Source organism: Streptomyces sp. NPDC002787, from assembly GCF_053592095.1.
The window spans coordinates 22167-38841 of the sequence record NZ_JBSFVC010000018.1 but is presented as its reverse complement, the minus strand read 5'-3'; the positions used below and the strand labels follow the sequence as shown (position 1 = coordinate 38841).

Annotated in this window: 14 protein-coding genes; 4 read left to right on the top strand and 10 right to left on the bottom strand. The window is 70.8% G+C overall.

The window, feature by feature from the left end:
* Positions 1–24 precede the first annotated feature (24 nt).
* Positions 25–1089 (bottom strand): sugar ABC transporter substrate-binding protein, encoded by a 1065-nt coding sequence (locus tag ACWD26_RS25055; RefSeq protein ID WP_451273642.1) that lies wholly within the window; start codon positions 1087–1089, stop codon positions 25–27.
* A 582-nt stretch (positions 1090–1671) separates the two neighbouring features.
* Between ACWD26_RS25055 and ACWD26_RS25050 the strand changes: the two genes are divergently transcribed.
* Positions 1672–3624: an RICIN domain-containing protein gene (locus ACWD26_RS25050; RefSeq protein WP_451273640.1), complete on the top strand. Its 1953-nt coding sequence runs from the start codon at positions 1672–1674 to the stop codon at positions 3622–3624.
* A 61-nt stretch (positions 3625–3685) separates the two neighbouring features.
* Here the strand turns inward: ACWD26_RS25050 and ACWD26_RS25045 are convergent, their stop codons facing one another.
* Entirely contained in the window at positions 3686–4495 is an 810-nt protein-coding gene (locus ACWD26_RS25045; RefSeq protein WP_451273931.1) for a rhomboid family intramembrane serine protease, read from the bottom strand.
* 137 nt (positions 4496–4632) lie between these two features.
* Between ACWD26_RS25045 and ACWD26_RS25040 the strand changes: the two genes are divergently transcribed.
* Positions 4633–4968 (top strand): hypothetical protein, encoded by a 336-nt coding sequence (locus ACWD26_RS25040; protein WP_451273639.1) that lies wholly within the window; start codon positions 4633–4635, stop codon positions 4966–4968.
* 59 nt (positions 4969–5027) lie between these two features.
* Here the strand turns inward: ACWD26_RS25040 and ACWD26_RS25035 are convergent, their stop codons facing one another.
* Together ACWD26_RS25035 and ACWD26_RS25030 are read right to left on the bottom strand one after the other, a co-directional pair.
* On the bottom strand, positions 5028–6428 hold the full coding sequence (locus ACWD26_RS25035; RefSeq protein ID WP_451273637.1) for an FAD-dependent oxidoreductase: 1401 nt from the start codon (positions 6426–6428) through the stop codon (positions 5028–5030).
* A 64-nt stretch (positions 6429–6492) separates the two neighbouring features.
* Positions 6493–7452, bottom strand: coding sequence for a DUF4349 domain-containing protein (locus tag ACWD26_RS25030; RefSeq protein ID WP_451273635.1), 960 nt, complete (start codon positions 7450–7452; stop codon positions 6493–6495).
* Positions 7453–7606: 154 nt separating this feature from the next.
* On the opposite strand from ACWD26_RS25030, the gene hemG reads away from it, so the two are divergent.
* Both hemG and hemQ read left to right on the top strand, forming a co-directional pair.
* Positions 7607–9073, top strand: coding sequence for a protoporphyrinogen oxidase (hemG, locus tag ACWD26_RS25025; protein WP_451273633.1), 1467 nt, complete (start codon positions 7607–7609; stop codon positions 9071–9073).
* A gap of 5 nt (positions 9074–9078) precedes the next feature.
* On the top strand, positions 9079–9810 hold the full coding sequence (gene hemQ / locus ACWD26_RS25020; protein ID WP_451273631.1) for a hydrogen peroxide-dependent heme synthase: 732 nt from the start codon (positions 9079–9081) through the stop codon (positions 9808–9810).
* A gap of 30 nt (positions 9811–9840) precedes the next feature.
* Here hemQ and ACWD26_RS25015 read toward each other — a convergent pair whose 3' ends face one another.
* The 6 genes from ACWD26_RS25015 to ACWD26_RS24990 all read right to left on the bottom strand — a co-directional run bounded on the left by ACWD26_RS25015 (position 9841) and on the right by ACWD26_RS24990 (position 16619).
* Positions 9841–11442, bottom strand: coding sequence for an alpha/beta hydrolase (locus ACWD26_RS25015; protein ID WP_451273629.1), 1602 nt, complete (start codon positions 11440–11442; stop codon positions 9841–9843).
* Between the two features lie 116 nt (positions 11443–11558).
* On the bottom strand, positions 11559–12326 hold the full coding sequence (locus ACWD26_RS25010; protein WP_451273627.1) for a TIGR04222 domain-containing membrane protein: 768 nt from the start codon (positions 12324–12326) through the stop codon (positions 11559–11561).
* Positions 12327–12526: 200 nt separating this feature from the next.
* Positions 12527–13330: a DUF4142 domain-containing protein gene (locus tag ACWD26_RS25005; RefSeq protein ID WP_451273625.1), complete on the bottom strand. Its 804-nt coding sequence runs from the start codon at positions 13328–13330 to the stop codon at positions 12527–12529.
* A gap of 250 nt (positions 13331–13580) precedes the next feature.
* The gene (locus ACWD26_RS25000) at positions 13581–14903 is read right to left on the bottom strand and encodes a DUF692 domain-containing protein (protein WP_451273929.1); all 1323 of its coding nucleotides are present in this window, start codon (positions 14901–14903) and stop codon (positions 13581–13583) included.
* Between the two features lie 177 nt (positions 14904–15080).
* Positions 15081–15887 carry a DUF4142 domain-containing protein gene (locus ACWD26_RS24995; RefSeq protein ID WP_451273623.1) on the bottom strand — a complete coding sequence of 269 codons (807 nt, stop codon included), beginning with the start codon at positions 15885–15887 and terminating at the stop codon, positions 15081–15083.
* A 123-nt stretch (positions 15888–16010) separates the two neighbouring features.
* Positions 16011–16619: a DUF4142 domain-containing protein gene (locus ACWD26_RS24990; protein ID WP_451273621.1), complete on the bottom strand. Its 609-nt coding sequence runs from the start codon at positions 16617–16619 to the stop codon at positions 16011–16013.
* Positions 16620–16675 lie beyond the last annotated feature (56 nt).

The window sequence follows — 16675 nt, the reverse complement described above, 5'->3', positions numbered from 1 at the left end:
CCGTTGGGTACCTGGCAGGGCAGGTCAGCCGAGGCTGTTGCCCCACAGGGAGGTGTCGTCGCTCTTGACGCTGGGCACGCCGCCGTAGGTGCCGCCGTCGGCGGTGACGAGCGGGGCGGAGAGCTGGTCCTCCAGCAGACCCTCGCGGACCTGGACGATGGTGCTGTCGTGGTCCGTCTTGCCGGGCTTGAACGTCTTCCCGTCGATCGCGGCCTTGAGGTAGTACAGGGCGTACTTGGCGTAGAGGTCGGCCGGCTGGGAGACCGTGGCGTCGATCTTGCCCTCGGCGATGGACTTGAGCTCCTCGGGAATGCCGTCGTTGGAGACGACGAAGACGTGCTTCTTGTCCTTCGGATCCACCAACATCCCCTTCTGCTTGAGGACTTGCAGCGTTCCGGACAGCGCGAAGCTGGACTGCATGTAGACGCCCTTGATGTCCGGGTGCTGGGTGAGCCGGGTCTGGAGCTTCTGCGCGGCGACCGCGCCGTCCCAGTTGGTGGCCTCGCCGAACACCGTGATGTCCGGGTAGTTCTTCTTCATGCAGTCGTTGAACGCCTCGGTGCGGTCACGGCCGTTGATGGAATCGAGGCCGCCCTGGAGCATCACGACCTTGCCCTTGCCGCCCAGCTTCGTGCCGAGGTACTGGCACGCCTTCTCGCCGTACGCACGGTTGTCCGCGCGCACCACCATGAAGACCTTGCCGCTGTCCGGGCGGGTGTCCACGGTGACGACCGGGATCTTCTTCGCCTCCAGCTGCGCCAGGGTCGGGGCGATGGCGGCGGTGTCCTGCGGGGCCATCGCGAGGCCCTTCACGCCCTGGCTGATGAACGTCTGCGCGTTGGCGGTGAGCTTGGCGACGTCGTTCTGCGAGTTGGTGGTCTTGAGGGAGAGGCCCAGCTCCTTGGCGTACTCCGGCGTGTACTTGATGTACGAGTTCCAGAAGTCGGTGTCGGAGCGCGGGTAGTCGACCCCGACCAGCGGGGTGCCGCTGGACGACTCCTCGGTGGCGGCGGATCCGCCGCAGGCGCTGAGCAGCGCCAGGGCGGACAGAGTGGCGACGGTGGAGCAGAGGGCGTTTCTGAGTCTCATCGGTACTTCCTCGCGCTGGTCCCGAAGCGGGGGATTGTTTCGGAGATGCGACTGCTGTGTGTCGCCCCCGGAGAGATGGGATGTTTATAGACGCTGGTTGATGAGCCGTCTAGAGGAGAACGGGAAGTCTCCTGAAAAAAGGGGTGAGATGATCTAGTGGTGCTCGCCGGGCGGCCTCTTGGGGGATCAATCCATCCCATCAATGATGCGCATCCGTGATGCGCTGACCCTTGCGCTCCTACCCTTTGGGGTCTGTGCCGCGGGCTCAGGTGCCTTTTTGCATGCTGGCGCAGGCCGCCCGGAGCTCGCCCTCCGCTTCTGCGAAACATGGCATGTCTACGGCAGAACGAACAGGTGCTTAGAGGGGTGAACCCGACCAACCCGCTCTCTGCGGTAGCACTTTCATCCTCTTACCTGTTGACACGGGGCGGTTACGTCATCGAACTTCATGCGTAACATCCGGCGCTTCGGAGCCCAGGGGGAGGGCCGCGCCTGAAGGTCTGGAGACCGCACGCCCTCGGGCTGCCGCTCCCAGCCCCCTCACCCCGAACACCACAGCCACCCCGAACAGGGAGTACACCCATGTCGTCAGGAAGACTCTCCCGTCGCGCGCTGCTGGGTGCCGCGGGCGCCGCTGCTGCCGCGACCGCGCTGCCCGTGATCCCCCCGTTGTCGCCCCTGCTGGCGAAGGCCGCCGCCGCGGACCCCCAGACCAATCTGGAGAACCTGGTGAACATGCGGTTCGGCATGTTCAACCACTTCAGCCTGGGCACGTTCACCAACGAGGAGTGGGCCGCCCCCAACCAGAACCCCGCTCTCTTCGCCCCCACCGCCGTGGACTGTGCCCAGTGGGCCTCCGCCGCCGCGGCGGCGAAGATGAGCTACGGCATCCTGACGACCAAGCACCATGACGGCTTCGCACTGTGGCCGAGCGCCTACGGCACCCAGAACGTGGCGAACAGCTCCTACAAGCAGGACGTGGTGAAGGCGTACTGTGACGCCTTCCGCGCGAAGGGGCTGAGGGTCGGGTTCTACTACTCGATATGGGACCGCACCTTCGGCGTCGAGGCGTGGGAGAGCCGGCACAAGGTGTCCGGTCTCGAGATCACCGATGCCATCCAGCCCAGTGACATGACCTTCATGCTCGGTCAGATCACCGAGCTGCTCACCAACTACGGCACCATCGACATGTTCGTCACCGACGGCTACGCCTGGCAGATGGGCCAGCAGGCCGTCTCCTACCAGCGCATCCGCGAGCACGTGAAGTCCCTCCAGCCGGACATCGTCATGATCGACCACGGTGCGCTGTCGGTGCCGTTCCTCGGCGACGCGATCTACTTCGAGGAGCCGCTGGGCGTCTCGGCGCCGGCCGGGAACACCTACGCCGCCACGCAGGGACAGACGATCAGCAACGGTTGGTTCTGGCATCCGGCCACGCCGACCGAGAGCCTGATGAGCAAGGACGCGATCCTGTCCCACCTGGCCGACCTGGAGCCGAAGTACACCTCGTTCATCCTCAACTGCCCGCCCAACCGCAACGGCAGGCTGGACACCAACATCGTCAACCGACTCGCCGAGGTCGGGGCGGCCTGGAGCCCCAACACCTCCAGGCCCCCGCTGCCGACGCAGATGCTGCGCGCCGAGCACCCCGTGACGCCCGTCAGCGCCTACGCCACCGGATTCCGCGACCGGGAGGGACCGCTCAACGCCATCGACGGGTTGAGCGACAGGGGCTACGAGACCTGCTGGTCGACGTGGGGACTGTCCCCGGCCCTGCCTCACTCGATCACGATCGATCTGGGCGGGGTGTGGAGCAACGTCTCCACCCTGGAGTACCTGCCCAAGCAGTGGAACCGCAGCAACACCACCGACGGCGACATCACCTCGTACACCATCTCCACCAGCACCGACGGTACGAATTTCACGCAGGTCGCCACCGGGACCTGGGCCGCCGGCCGAGCCACCAAGGTGGCCGAATGGCCCGCGCGGAACGTGGGTTTCGTGCGGCTCCAGGCCAACGCGGCCACCGGCGGCTACGCCAACATGGGCGGCGTCCACATCGGCGGCCGGACGGCCAAGCCGCTACTGCTGTCGAGAGTCCTGCCGGGCGACGGCACCGTCTACCGCATCGTCAACCGCAAGAGCGGCAAGGTCGCCGACGTGTACGACTTCGGCACCGCCAACGGCACCAACATCCAGCAGTGGCCGTGGCTGAACAACACCGCCCAGAAGTGGACGTTCGCCTCCACCGGAGACGGCTACTACGAGATCAAGAACGTGAACAGCGGCAAGCTGATGGAGGTGGCCGGACTCTCGCGGGTGGACGGCGGGAACGTCGCCATCTACGCGGACCACAACGTTCCCCAGCAGCACTGGGCGGTCACGCCGACCGGCGACGGCTACTACTACCTCACCAACCGGTTCAGCGGACTGTCGCTCAACGTCGACGCGGGCTCGACCGCGGACGGGGCCGACATCAACCAGTTCACCTACAACGGCGGGCCGGAGAAACAGTGGCAGATCATCGCCGTCTGATGCCGTCGACCGGAGAGCCCTCCAGCGTGCCGACGTCTCGCGGGAGCCAGCCCCGCTGATCTCACCAGTCCGACCGCGCCCGCCTGCCGAACAGCAATCCCTGCGGCTCCGGTGGCGGTGGCGTGCCGGGGCGCAGTGGCCAGGCCAGCAGCATGCCCGCGGCGAAGCCGACGACGTGGGCCGCGTACGCCACGGTGCCCGTGTCGGAGACGCCCTCACCCGAGGAGTACACCGCCTGGAGCACGAACCAGGAGCCCAGGACCAGCCAGGCCGGCAGCCGCAGCGGCAGGAAGACCAGGAAGGGCACCAGGACCCAGACCCTGACCTTCGGGTAGAGGACGAGATACGCGCCGAGCACCCCGGCGATCGCCCCGGAGGCGCCGATCAGCGGGTCACCCGAGCCGGGGTTCGCCAGGGCGAAACCGTAGGTGGCCGCATATCCGCAGGCGACGTAGAACAGCGCGAAGCGGACGTGGCCCAGCCGGTCCTCGATGTTGGTGCCGAAGATCAGCAGGAACAACATGTTGCCCAGCAGGTGCAGCCAGCCGCCGTGCAGGAACAGTGCGGTGAGGACGGACAGCGCGGGCGACTTGTCGTAGCCCGGCGGGCCCAGCGCGCAGCCGCCCGAGCGGGTGAGTTCGCCGGTCGGTACCAGCTGGGGCAGCTGATGGCGGATCAACTCCTGTGGAACCGCCGCGTACTGCTCCAGGAACGCCTGCGTGTGGCACAGCCGTGCCAGCTCGCTGTCACCGGGTACGGAACCGGCGAGACCCGGCATGAAGACGAAGACGAAGACACTCACGGCGATCAGCGCGTAGGTCACGTAGGGCGTACGGCGCACGGGGTTCACGTCATGGACGGGGATGACCACACCGGACATCTGCCCTGGATACGGGGCCGGAATCAGGTGTGCCGCACGTAGGCGGGCTTGGGCGCCGGTTCCGGTGAACGTGCGGGACGGGTGGTGCGTATGACTTCTCAACCGCGGATCTACGTGAGGAACAGGCGATGAACGACCGAGTTACTCCTCCGATGCACGCCACCCCCGATGGTGAGGCCGAGATATCGCTGGTGGTGCGGCTGCCATGGGAAGACGTGGTCGCGCTCGGCCAGGAGGCCGGGCGGTTGGCGGCGCGGATGCAGCGGCCGGTGACGCTCGATGAGGCGGTGAGCCATCGGCTGCGGTCGGCTCGACCGGCGGCGGCTCATGCGAAGCCGGCGACGGCGCCCACCGCGCCGCCCGCTGTGACGGCCTCCGCGTCGGTGTCCTCGCTGCCCAGTCGCCCGCCGGCGGAGCAGGCTCGGCAGGTCATCGATCGGATCAACGGAACGTCCGCTGTTTAGGCGGGGTTGTCGGGTCGACGCGGGTTCGCCGTAGGGGTGCTGTGCCAGAGCCCTGGCTGTCAGGCGCCCGACCTCAGCGCCGCCACCGCTTTCCTCGCCGCCACCAGGACCGGGTCCCAGACCGGCGAGAAGGGTGGGGCGTAGCCGAGGTCGAGAGTGGTCATCTGTTCCACCGTCATGCCCGCGGTGAGGGTGACGGCCGCGATGTCCACGCGCTTGCCCGCGCCCTCGCGGCCGACGATCTGGACGCCCAGGAGGCGGCCCGTGCGGCGTTCGGCGAGCATCTTTACCGTCATGGGGGCGGCGCCGGGGTAGTAGCCGGCGCGGCTGGTGGACTCGATGGTGACCGTCACGTACTGGAAACCTGCCCGGTCCGCGTCCTTCTCGCGGAGGCCGGTGCGGGCGATCTCCAGGTCGCAGACCTTGCTGACGGCGGTGCCCACGACGCCGGGGAAAGTGGCATAGCCGCCGCCGATGTTGGCGCCGATGATCTGGCCGTGCTTGTTGGCGTGGGTGCCGAGCGGGATGTGGCGATGGCGGCCGGAGACCAGGTCGAGGACTTCGGCGCAGTCGCCGCCGGCCCAGATGTTCTCGTGGCCCCGGACCCGCAGGGAGAGGTCGGTGAGCAGGCCGCCGTGGTCGCCCAGGGGCAGCCCGGCCGCCTTGGCCAGTGCCGTCTCGGGGCGTACGCCGATGCCCAGGACGACCACGTCCGCCGGGTACTCGGCGTCCTCGGTGACGACCGCGCGGACGCGGCCGTCGTCGCCGGTGCGCAGGGCGGTGACCTCGGCGTCGTTCACCATGGTGATGCCCAGGCCCTCCATGGCCTTGTGCACCAGGCGGCCCATGTCCGGGTCGAGGGTCGACATGGGCTCCTCGCCGCGGTTGACGACCGTGACCTCGTAGCCGCGGTTGATGAGCGCCTCGGCCATCTCCACACCGATGTACCCCGCGCCGACGACCACCGCGCACCGGCCCTCGGTGGCGGTCAGGGTGTCGAGCAGCGCCTGGCCGTCGTCCAGGGTCTGGACGCCGTGCACACCGGGGGCGTCGGCGCCGGGCAGGTCGGGGCGGATCGGGCGGGCCCCGGTCGCGATGACGAGCTTGTCGTACGAAGTCCACGCCTCGGCACCGGAATCGAGGTCACGCGCGCGCACGCGTGCGCCGTCGACGTCGATCTCCACGACCTCCGTACGCATCCGCAGATCGATGTCGCGGGCCCGGTGCTCATCGGGTGAGCGGGCGATGAGCAGATCGCGGTCGGCGACGTCGCCGCCCACCCAGTAGGGGATGCCGCACGCCGAGTAGGACGTGAAGTGGCCCCGCTCGAACGCCACGATCTCCAGTTCGTCGGGGCCCCGCAGCCGGCGTGCCTGCGACGCGGCGGACATGCCCGCCGCGTCGCCTCCGACGACCACCAGGCGTTCCCTCGAACGTTCTTCAGCGCGGCTCATGTTCATGGGAACACGCTACGGGGGCCCCGCATTTCGGCGCCGCCGGCCCGTGCCGCCGATTCGGCCGGCCTCAGTCCTCCTTGTCGGGGTCGGCGGCCGGGAGCGAGCCGGAGGTGCCTGCCGGAGCCGTCGCCGGGGCGGGCCGGCGGGAGTGGACGAAGCGGAACCACACGAGCAGGACGAGGGCCGCGGCCAGGGCGAAGGGGAGGATCGCGGCGAGTGCCATGCCCAGCCAGCGGAACACGGCGACGAACGCGTTCCAGCCGCCCGCCAGCGCGTCCGTGAAGCCGGGCTCGTCGTCCTTGTCGGCCTTCTTCACCGCGGTCTCCGACAGCGAGAGCGTGATGGTGGCCAGGCTCGTGCGGTCCTTCAGGGACTTCTGCTGGGCGAGCAGCGACTCCAGGTCGGCCTGACGGCTGCTCAACTCCCCCTCCAGGGTGACCACATCGCTGAGCTTGGTCGCCCGGTCCATCAGCTCGCGGATGCGGGCGACACTCGCCTGCTGCGTCTTGATGCGGCTGTCCACGTCGACGACCTGGTCGGTGACGTCCTCGGCCTTGGTCTTGCGCTCGATCAGCGTGCCGGTGCCCTCCAGATCGCCGAGGACCTCCTCGTACTTGTCGGTGGGCACGCGCAGGACGACCCGGGTGCGTTCGCGGTCCTCGCCGTCCCGGGTCGTGGACTCGTCACCGACGTACCCGCCCGCGTTCTCCACGGCGGTGCGGGCCTCGTCCAGGGCCTTCGGCACGTCCTTGACCCGCACGGTCAGTGAGGCTGTGCGGATGATGTGGCTCGGATTGATCCGGGGCGGTGCGTCGGCGGCCTTGCCGCCGCTCTGGTCGCTGCCGCTCTCGCCGCTCAGGGCGCCTTCCTGCCGGGCGGTCGTGTCCGCCTTGCTGTCGGCGGCCGTCTCTCCGCCCGAGGCGTCGTCATTGGCGCCGCAGCCCGCGAGCGCCAGGGCGGCGGCGAGGAAGAGGGCGGCCAGGGCCCCTGCGGGCCGCCTCGAACGTCGTACGTGTGTTTCGGCCATTGCGGCGTACCCCCCGAGGGTCGAGACCGGCTTGCTTGTCCTGCTGACGGTCCTTCGACGTGGGAGCGTGCCGGAACGTTGGCCGGAACGGGTCCCGAAGCGGTCACGGTCGGGACTCGGCCGGGCCACGCGGGCGATCTGAGAAGGTGGAACCATGAGCGGATCACGTACGGACGCCGGGCACGCCGCCGGGCACGTCGTTGTCGTCGGGGCCGGGATCGCGGGGCTGGCCGCCGCGCACGGGCTGCTGGACCGGGGTGCCGGAGTGACCGTCCTGGAGGCCTCGGACCGGGTCGGCGGCAAGCTGCTGCCCGGCGAGATCGCGGGCGCACGCGTCGACCTCGGCGCCGAGTCGATGCTGGCCCGCCGCCCCGAGGCGGTCGCCCTCGCCCGAGAGGTCGGTCTCGCCGGCCGGCTCCAGGCGCCCGCCACCGCCACGGCCTCCCTCTGGACGCGGGGCGCCCTGCGGCCCATGCCCAAGGGGCACGTCATGGGTGTCCCCGGCACCGCCGCGGCGCTCTCCGGCGTCCTGTCCGAGGAGGGCCTGGCCCGTATCGAGCGGGACGCCGGCCTGCCGCGCACCGAGGTCGGCGACGACGTGGCGGTGGGGGAGTACGTGGCGGCCCGCCTCGGCCGCGAGGTCGTCGACCGCCTGGTGGAGCCCCTCCTCGGCGGTGTCTACGCGGGCGACGCGTACCGCATCTCGATGCGCTCGGCCGTCCCGCAGCTCTTCCAGGCCGCCCGGACGCACACCTCCCTCACGGAGGCCGTCCGAGGGATCCAGGAGCGCGCGGCCGCCGCCCAGCAGACCGGGCCGGTCTTCCTGGGCATCGAGGGCGGAGTGGGGCAACTGCCGCTCGCGGTCGCCGAGTCGGTCCGGGCCCGCGGCGCCGAGATCCTCACCGGCACCCCGGTCACGGAGCTGCGACGCGAGGCCGACGGCGGCTGGCGCGTGGGCACCGGGGACCGCGTCCTGCACGCCGACGCCGTCGTCGTGGCCGTCCCCGCCCCCGTCGCCGCCGGCCTCCTCCGGGCCGAGGCCCCCGAGGCCGCCGCCGAGCTGTCCGCCGTCGAGTACGCCTCGATGGCCCTGGTCACCCTCGCCTACCGCCGCGCCGACATCGCCCTGCCCGAGGGCAGCGGCTTCCTGGTGCCGCCCGTGGACGGCCGCACCATCAAGGCGTCCACGTTCTCCTCCCAGAAGTGGGGCTGGATCGCCGACGAGAACCCGGACCTGCTGGTCCTGCGCACCTCGGTCGGCCGGTACGGCGAGACGGCGATCCTGGACCACGACGACGCCCACCTCGTGGACGTGTCGAGGAACGACCTGCGCGAGGCCACCGGCCTGTCCGCCACGCCCCTCGAAACCCGCGTCACCCGCTGGGACGACGGCCTGCCCCAGTACCCGGTCGGCCACCACGCGCGCGTGGCCCGCGTCCGCGAGCACATCGGCAAGCTGCCCGGCCTCGCGGTCTGCGGCGCGGCGTACGACGGCGTCGGCATCCCGGCCTGCGTCGCGAGCGCGACGGCGGCGGTCGACCAGATCCACGGTGACCTGCGCGCAGTGCGGCACCTCACCGCCAACCCGGTGCAAAGCCTCCACGGCGGAGCGGGAGAATAAGAACCATGAGCGACGACGCCCCCACCACCGAGTCCGGCCGGATCCCCAACAAGGGCAAGCTGGCCAAGGACCTCAACGAGGTCATCCGCTACACGCTGTGGTCCGTCTTCCGGCTGAAGGACGTGCTGCCGGAGGACCGCGCCGGTTACGCCGACGAGGTCCAGGAGCTGTTCGACCAGCTCGCCGCGAAGGACGTGACCATCCGCGGTACGTACGACGTGTCGGGCCTGCGCGCCGACGCCGACCTCATGATCTGGTGGCACGCCGAGACCAGCGACCAGCTCCAGGAGGCGTACAACCTCTTCCGCCGCACCAGGCTGGGCCGCGCCCTGACCCCGGTGTGGTCGAACATGGCGCTGCACCGGCCCGCCGAGTTCAACCGCTCGCACATCCCGGCGTTCCTCGCCGACGAGACGCCCCGCGACTACGTCAGCGTCTACCCCTTCGTGCGCTCCTACGACTGGTACCTGCTGCCCGACGAGGACCGCCGCCGTATGCTCGCCGACCACGGCAAGATGGCCCGCGGCTACCCGGACGTCCGCGCCAACACGGTCGCCTCCTTCTCCCTGGGCGACTACGAGTGGATCCTCGCGTTCGAGGCCGACGAGCTCTACCGCATCGTCGACCTCATGCGTCACCTCCGTGCCTCGGAGGCCCGTATGCACGTCCGCGAGGAGGTCCCGTTCTACACGGGCCGCAGGAAGTCGGTGGCCGAGTTGGTGGCGGGCCTGGCCTGAGTCCCGACAGGGGCGCGGGGAACTGCGCGATCAGCCACGACCGACCCGCAGTTCCCCGGCGGCCGCGACGCGCGAGGCGCTCGGCCTCTGCTCGGGCCGCGCCGTACAGGCGGCCCTCCGCTCCGGCAGCCTCCCCTCCAACAGGTAGGCCTCCACGTACGCGTTGACGCACTTGTTGGGCCCGCCCGCGATCCCGTGGTTGCCCGCGTCCCGCTCGGTCACCAGCACCGATCCCCACAGCCGCCGATGCAGCTCGAGCGCCCCCTCGTACGGCGCGGCCGCGTCCCGCTCGGCGGCCAGGATCAGCGTCGGCGGTAGCTCGCCCGGTCCCGTACGCACATCCAGCGGACGCTGACGCGGCCCGGTCCAGTACGCGCACGGCAGGTTCGTCCACGCGTTGTCCCACGTCTCGAAGGGCGCCGTCCGCGCGAGCCGCGTGTTGTCGCGGTCCCAGACCTGCCACTCGGTCGGCCAGGGCCCGTCGTTGCACTCGACGGCCGTGTACACCGCGTGCGTGTTCTCCTGCTCCACGGCCCCCTCCGGGGAGGGCCCGGCGATCTGGACCAGCGGCTTCGGATCGCCCTTCAGATACGCGGAGAGGGCCAGCGCACGCTGCGGCCAGTAGTCGTCGTAGTACGCGGCCTGCAGGAACGTGCTCTGCAGCTGTCCCGGTCCCACCTTGCCCCCGGCCGGTCGAGAGGCCAGCCGGGTCGACGCCCGCTCGTAGCTGCGGAGCACCTTCTCCGAGGTGTCACCCAGCCCGTACACCCTGTGGTGCTTGGCGATCCAGGCGCGGAGGTCGGCCCAGCGCTCCTCGAACGCGGCCGACTGGTCGAGATTGTTCTCGTACCAGATCTGATCGGGATCGGGGTTCACCGCGCCGTCGAAGACCATCCGGCGTACACGCGAGGGGAACAGCGACGCGTACAGCGCCCCGAAGTACGTCCCGTACGACGCTCCCATGAACGTCAGCCGGTGCTCGCCGAGCGCGGCGCGCAGCACGTCCAGGTCGCGGGCGTTGTTGAGCGAGTGGTAGTGCCGCAGCGCGCTCCCGCCCCGCTCGGCGCACCCCCGCGCGTACGCCTTCGCGCGCGCGATCCGCTCCCTCTTGTACGACTCCGAGGGGTGCGTCGGCGCCGGTGAGGGCCCCCGGAGCAGCCGCTGCGGATCCTGGCAGGACAGCGGCGCGGACCGGCCGACCCCGCGCGGGGCGTATCCCACGAGGTCGTACGCGGCGGCGACCCGATTCCACTGGGGGAGGTGGCCGATGAGCGGAAAGGACATCCCGGAGGCCCCGGGCCCACCGGGATTGAACACGAGGGCTCCTTGCCGCTCGACCTTCTTCCCCTTGGCGTCCTTCGCACGGGCCTCGACCCGGCTGACGGTCAGCGCGATCTGCTCGTCGTTCGGACGCGCGTAGTCGAGCGGCACCTCGACCGTCCCGCACTCCACCACGTCCGGCAGCCCCTCCTCAGCCGGACACTTCCCGAACTCGATCCCCTCATCGGCGGCCCGCTCCGCCGCGACGGCGACCGCCCACTCCGCCCGGCCCATGTCACTTCTGGCCGGCGCGGCGCCGAGGGCACTCAGCAACACCGCCCCGACGGTCCCGTAGAGAACGGCAGCCCGCATCGAGAATCCCTTCGAAGCACGACAGTGACAAAAGGGATGGTTCTTATGAAAGGGGTCGAATGTAAAGCACCGTCCAGCAGTGTGTTCGCCGAGGCGCGGGACCGTGGACCATGGCGCTACCGATGTGCGAACGCCGCCCGCACCTCGGGGGACTCCACAGCCCCCACCCCCCAGACGGCCACCGAGACAAGGTCCGCCCCCTCACGCCCGCCCCGCCCCGCCACGGCCCCCAGCACCCGCCGCCCCTCCGGCGACGCCCACCGCGTGTACGGCCGCCCTTCGACCCGCGCGATGACCAGACAGCACAACGTCAGCGCCAGCGGCAGCGCGAACCACAACGCGACCAGCACGCGCTGCTCCGCGAACCCCTGCGAGGGCAGCATCAGCGCCAGCGCCCCCAGCCCGCACACGGCCAGCGCGGCGCCCCGCACCTGTGTGACCGCGTCGGCCACACTCGTCCGCGCCGCGTCCGGCACGGCCAGCCCGGCCGCGACGAGCCGGTCGGAGAGGCGCCGTACGCACTCCGCGCCCGCGGCACTCTGCCGTACGGGCGCTATCCGGGACTGCCCGCCGGGGCCTATCGCTCCGATGACCGAGCGTTCCATCTCGTCCCGGCCGTCCGGGTCCACGACGGTCGCCCAGCCGGTGTGGGCGAGGAGGAGCCGGCGCTGACGGGCCATGGCGACCAGGGTGAGGTCGGCGACGCGGGCGGGGCCGCCGGACAGGAACGCCGCCTCGTACAGGGTGAGCCGGTGGCAGTGATGGGCGTGGGCGGGGTGGGCGTCGGTGTCGGCCGCCGCCGCGCGCAGGGAGGTCAGGCACAGCCGGGCACAGGACACACCGGCGGCGGCCCAGGCCATGAGCAGGAAGAGAACCCAGAACATGGCGTGTTTCTATGCGCCGGCCGGGGGTGTCGGCGCGCGATGTCCGTAATCCGGAGGGAAGGTTCCCGGTCTCTTCCGTTTGTTCGCCGTCGCGGCCCGCAATTGGTCGGGCCGCGCGACCGCGGGGGCCCCGCGAGGGACGGACCGCGAGGGGCTTCACCGCGAGGGGCTTCACCGCGACGGGTGAACGACCGGTCCCGCTAGCCGTCGTCCTCCGCCGGTCCGTTCGCGGCCGGCGGCAGTGGGTAGCGCGGCGACGCGTCGGCGGGGGCCGGGGCGGGCGGCGTCGGCGAGGGGGTCACCGGGATCGGTGAGCCCGGGTCGGCCGACGGGTCCGATGTGGCGGGGGAGTTGGTGAGGGGCGGGGCGCCCGCGGAGGCCGTGTCCCGGGCGATCGCGTCGTAGTCGACGAGCCCGGTGGCCTCCAGGACCCTGATGTGGTCGAGGACGGTGGCGTTGGCGTCGTCGGCGAGGTCGCGGACCAGCGAGTTGCGGGTGGTGGCGCGGACCTGGGCGACGACGGAGAACACCTTGCCGTGCGCCAGGCGCAGGATGTTGGCGAACTCGCGGTCGTACTGCTCGCCCTGGGCCGCCGTCAGTGCGTCCAGCCAGGCCTTCTGCTGATCGGTCGGCTGGTTGGGCAGCGGCAGGGCGAGACGCGCGGCGACGTTGCGGACGCGGGCGTCGAGGAAGGTGTGGCCCTCGATGAGATGGTCCCCGGCGGTCCGTACGGCCGCGGTGGTGCCCTTCGCCTGGGCCTGCTGTCCGGCGGGCAGCTCCCACAGCCCCGCCAGTCTGACCTTGGTGATGAACTCCCGGTCCAGTGCCGACAGCGCACCGTACTGCGTCGTCACGGTCGACGCGTTGAGCACGCTGACGCCGGTGCCGGAGCGGTCCGCGTAGGACCAGATCGGGAAGATCAGCGCGAGGAGTGTCGCCGTCAGTCCGGCGACGATGAGCCCTGTGCCACTGAACAGTCCTCCTCGGCGGTCGGTGGTTCGCATGGTGCCTCCTGCTCGCGGCACCGCACGCTAATGCGCTCGGGTGCTGATTGGCCTTCGATCTGGCATGTTACTGCCCGGTCTACGCCAACTGCCGTATGAGGAGGAATGGTTGAGGAGGGGGCAAAGCGCGTCGGATGGGGTACGCGGAGCGCCGGACAGGTCAGATGAAAGCGGAGCGAAAGGGACGCCAAACCCGTGGGTGGGGCACGGGTTTGTTAATCGCAGCACATCTGGGCGTGAACACCCCGGCTCAGCGGCGTAGCAGCACCCTGCGGGTCGCCCGGGCCAGCCGGGCCGTCGGACGCTGGGAGAGCGGGGCCGGGCCCGAACGCTCCAGCCACCACCGGCGCACCTCGCGCAGGACGTCCGCGTCGGCGGGGCGGCCCGTCAGCAGCACGTGCTCGGCGAAGGAGAGGGCGTCACGCCGGTAGCCGTCGGTCATCGGGTGGCCCTGCGCGTACGCGACGAAGGCCGGCCGGTACGACGAGCCGAGGATCTCCGGGAGCTCCGGGGCCACCTTGGCCACGACGTCCGCCCGCTTGGCCGCGAGGGCCCGCGCCTGGACCCCCAGCCGCACCCGGTCGAACCCCTCGGGTACCGGCGTCCCCGCGACCAGCGCCGACAGCAGCGCGGCCTGCGCGAGCCCGAGCCGCTGCCGTGTGGCGGGCTCGGCCTCCGCGACGGAGACCGACCCGGCGGCGGGGGTCCGCGTGTCAGACCCCCGCACCTCGGCCTTCTCCAGCACCCCCCGGATCGCCCCCAGCTCCCGCTCCAGCTCGCCCGGCTCGGGGAAGTTCTCGTCGCGCTCCAGAAGAACGCCCGGCGGGGACACGCGGGAGGCGAGGTCGGCGAGGACGTCGAGGACCTGCTGGGGGACGGGGTGGGCGTGGCTGTCGTGCCAGACGCCGTCGCGCTCGAAACCGCCCGCGACATGGACGTACGCGATGGCCTCGACCGGCAGCTCGTCGAGCGCCTTCGCGGGGTCCTCGCCCCGGTTGACGTGGTTGGTGTGGAGGTTCGCCACGTCGATGAGGAGCCGGACCCCGGTCCGGTCGACGAGGTCGTAGAGGAACTGTCCCTCCGTCATCTCCTCGCCCGGCCAGTTGATGAGGGCCGCGATGTTCTCCAGGGCGAGCGGCACGGGCAGCGCGTCCTGGGCGATGCGGACGTGCTCGCACAGCACGTCGAGGGCGTCCCGGGTGCGCGGCACCGGCAGCAGGTGCCCGGCCTCCAGCTGCGGCGAAGCGGTGAGGGCGCCCCCCGCCCGTACGAACGCGATGTGCTCGGTGACGAGGGGGGCGCCCAGGGCCTCCGCGCGCTCGGCGAGGGAGCGCAGGCGCTGCTCGTCGGGGCGGTCGGCGCCGCCGAGGCCGAGGGAGACGCCGTGCGGCACGACGGTGACGCCGCGCTCGCGCAGGCGCAGCAGCGACTCGGGGATGTGGCCGGGACAGACGTTCTCGGCGACGACCTCGACCCAGTCGACACCGCCCGCCGGCCCGGCCATGCGCTCGACGGCGTCGGCGATCTCCGGCCGCCAGCCGATGCCCGTTCCCAACTGTGCGATCTGCTCCATCGTCCCCGTCCCCTCCTCGGTCACGTCGGTCACGGCTTCACCAGGACCCTCTGTGTCTCCTTACGACGGACCTGTGTTCCGGCGTGACGGAGTCATGGCCCCGGCAGCCGGGGCCGAACCCCGTGGAGGGGACCTTCAGAGCAACATTTGAGCTTTCGGGCCTCTCGAGCGGTCGGGCTACTGGACCTGCGGCTGACCCTGGTCCTGGTTGATCTCCTCCGGGTCCGGACGGCCGGTGGGGACCGCATTGGACTCGAAGGGCGACGGCTTCGACTGCACATCCGGGTTGGTGGACGGCTCGGCCGGGGGCGCGGCGGGCGGTACCTGGCCGGGGACGGGCGGCGGCGGACCGGTCGGGCTGGCGGTACCGCTGACCGAGTTGTCGGCGATGGTCGCGAAGTCGACCACGCCGGTGCCCTCCAGGATCGTGATGTGGTCCAGCACGGTCTGGTTGGCGTCGGAGGCCAGCTGGCGGATCAGCGTGTTGCGGGTGGAGTTCCGCACGGTGGCGATCGCCGGGAAGATCTTGCCGTGCGCGGCGCGCAACAGGTTCGCCCAGGTCTTGTTGTACTCGGCCTCGGTCTTGGCGGCGGTCATCTGGTCCAGCCAGCCCTGCTGCTCCGCCGTCGGCTGGTTCGGCAGCTCGACGCCCAGCTTCGCCGCGATGATCCGCGACCGCTTGTCGAGGTCGGTGTGGCCCACGATCAGGTGGTCGGCGGCCTCCCTGACGGACTGGCTGCCGCTGCGCTCCAGGGCCTGCTGACCGGCCGGCAGCTCCCACAGACCCGCCAGCCGCACGCGGATGAGCAGGTCGCGGTCGGCGGGGGTGAGCGGCCCCCACTGCGTGGTCACCGTGTCACCGGTGAGCGCGGCCGCGGCTGTGGCGTTGCGGTTGGGGTACGAGTAGAAGATGGGGTAGGCGACCGCGGTGAGCGTGCCGGCGATCGCCAGGGCGACGAGGACTGAGCCCTTGGAGCGTCGCAAATGAGCCTCCCGGAGGAAACCAACTGATCGTTGGGGACTGAACTTTGGCTGAAGTGCGGCTGGTGACCGCGGGTGTGGATGTCGGGGCCGCGCCCGCCGCTCGGGGTGGGCGCCGGGGCCGCGTCAGATCGTGCCGTTGGCGATCGCGTCGAAGTCGACCTGGCCGGTCTTCTCCAGCATCGTGATGTGGTCGAGCACGGTCTGGTTGGTGTCCGAGGCCAGCTGGCGCACCAGGGTGTTCTCGGTCATGTTCCGCACCTGCCCGATGGCCGGGAAGATCTTGCCGTGCGCGGAGCGCAGCAGGTTGGCCCACACCCGGTCGTACTGGTCGTCCGTGGCGTTGTTCATCTGCTGCAGCCAGCCCTGCTGCTGGGCGTTCGGCACGTTCGGAATCTCGACGCCCAGCTGGGCCGCCACGTTCCGCACCCGCTGGTCGAGATCCTTGTGGCCCACGATCAGGTGGTCCGCCGCCTCCTTCACCTCCGGGCTGCTGGAGCGCTGCATCGCCTGCTCGGCGGCGGGCAGCTCCCACAGCCCGGCGAGCCGCACGCGGACGATGAGGTCCCGGTCGGCCGCCGTCAGCGGTCCCCACTGGGTGTTCACCGTGCCGGAGGCCATGTTGGCCTGAGCGGTGCCCGAACGGTCGGCGTAGGACCAGACGGGGAAAGCCAGCGCGCCGACGGTGACGACGAGAGCCAGACTGGCGATGAGCGAGCCGTTGAGACGCCGCAAAGTGATCCTCCCGGGTGATGCCAACTGGTCGTTGGGGCAGTTGCTTGGCCAGTGCA

What these genes read in the sequence shown, in the direction of transcription:
- ACWD26_RS25055 (WP_451273642.1), bottom strand. Translation starts at nt 1,089, where the DNA reads ATGAGACTCAGAAACGCCCTCTGCTCCACCGTCGCCACTCTGTCCGCC.
- ACWD26_RS25050 (WP_451273640.1), top strand. Translation starts at nt 1,672, where the DNA reads ATGTCGTCAGGAAGACTCTCCCGTCGCGCGCTGCTGGGTGCCGCGGGC.
- ACWD26_RS25040 (WP_451273639.1), top strand. Translation starts at nt 4,633, where the DNA reads ATGAACGACCGAGTTACTCCTCCGATGCACGCCACCCCCGATGGTGAG.
- ACWD26_RS25035 (WP_451273637.1), bottom strand. Translation starts at nt 6,428, where the DNA reads ATGAACATGAGCCGCGCTGAAGAACGTTCGAGGGAACGCCTGGTGGTC.
- ACWD26_RS25030 (WP_451273635.1), bottom strand. Translation starts at nt 7,452, where the DNA reads ATGGCCGAAACACACGTACGACGTTCGAGGCGGCCCGCAGGGGCCCTG.
- hemG (WP_451273633.1), top strand. Translation starts at nt 7,607, where the DNA reads ATGAGCGGATCACGTACGGACGCCGGGCACGCCGCCGGGCACGTCGTT.
- hemQ (WP_451273631.1), top strand. Translation starts at nt 9,079, where the DNA reads ATGAGCGACGACGCCCCCACCACCGAGTCCGGCCGGATCCCCAACAAG.
- ACWD26_RS25015 (WP_451273629.1), bottom strand. Translation starts at nt 11,442, where the DNA reads ATGCGGGCTGCCGTTCTCTACGGGACCGTCGGGGCGGTGTTGCTGAGT.
- ACWD26_RS25010 (WP_451273627.1), bottom strand. Translation starts at nt 12,326, where the DNA reads ATGTTCTGGGTTCTCTTCCTGCTCATGGCCTGGGCCGCCGCCGGTGTG.
- ACWD26_RS25005 (WP_451273625.1), bottom strand. Translation starts at nt 13,330, where the DNA reads ATGCGAACCACCGACCGCCGAGGAGGACTGTTCAGTGGCACAGGGCTC.
- ACWD26_RS25000 (WP_451273929.1), bottom strand. Translation starts at nt 14,903, where the DNA reads ATGGAGCAGATCGCACAGTTGGGAACGGGCATCGGCTGGCGGCCGGAG.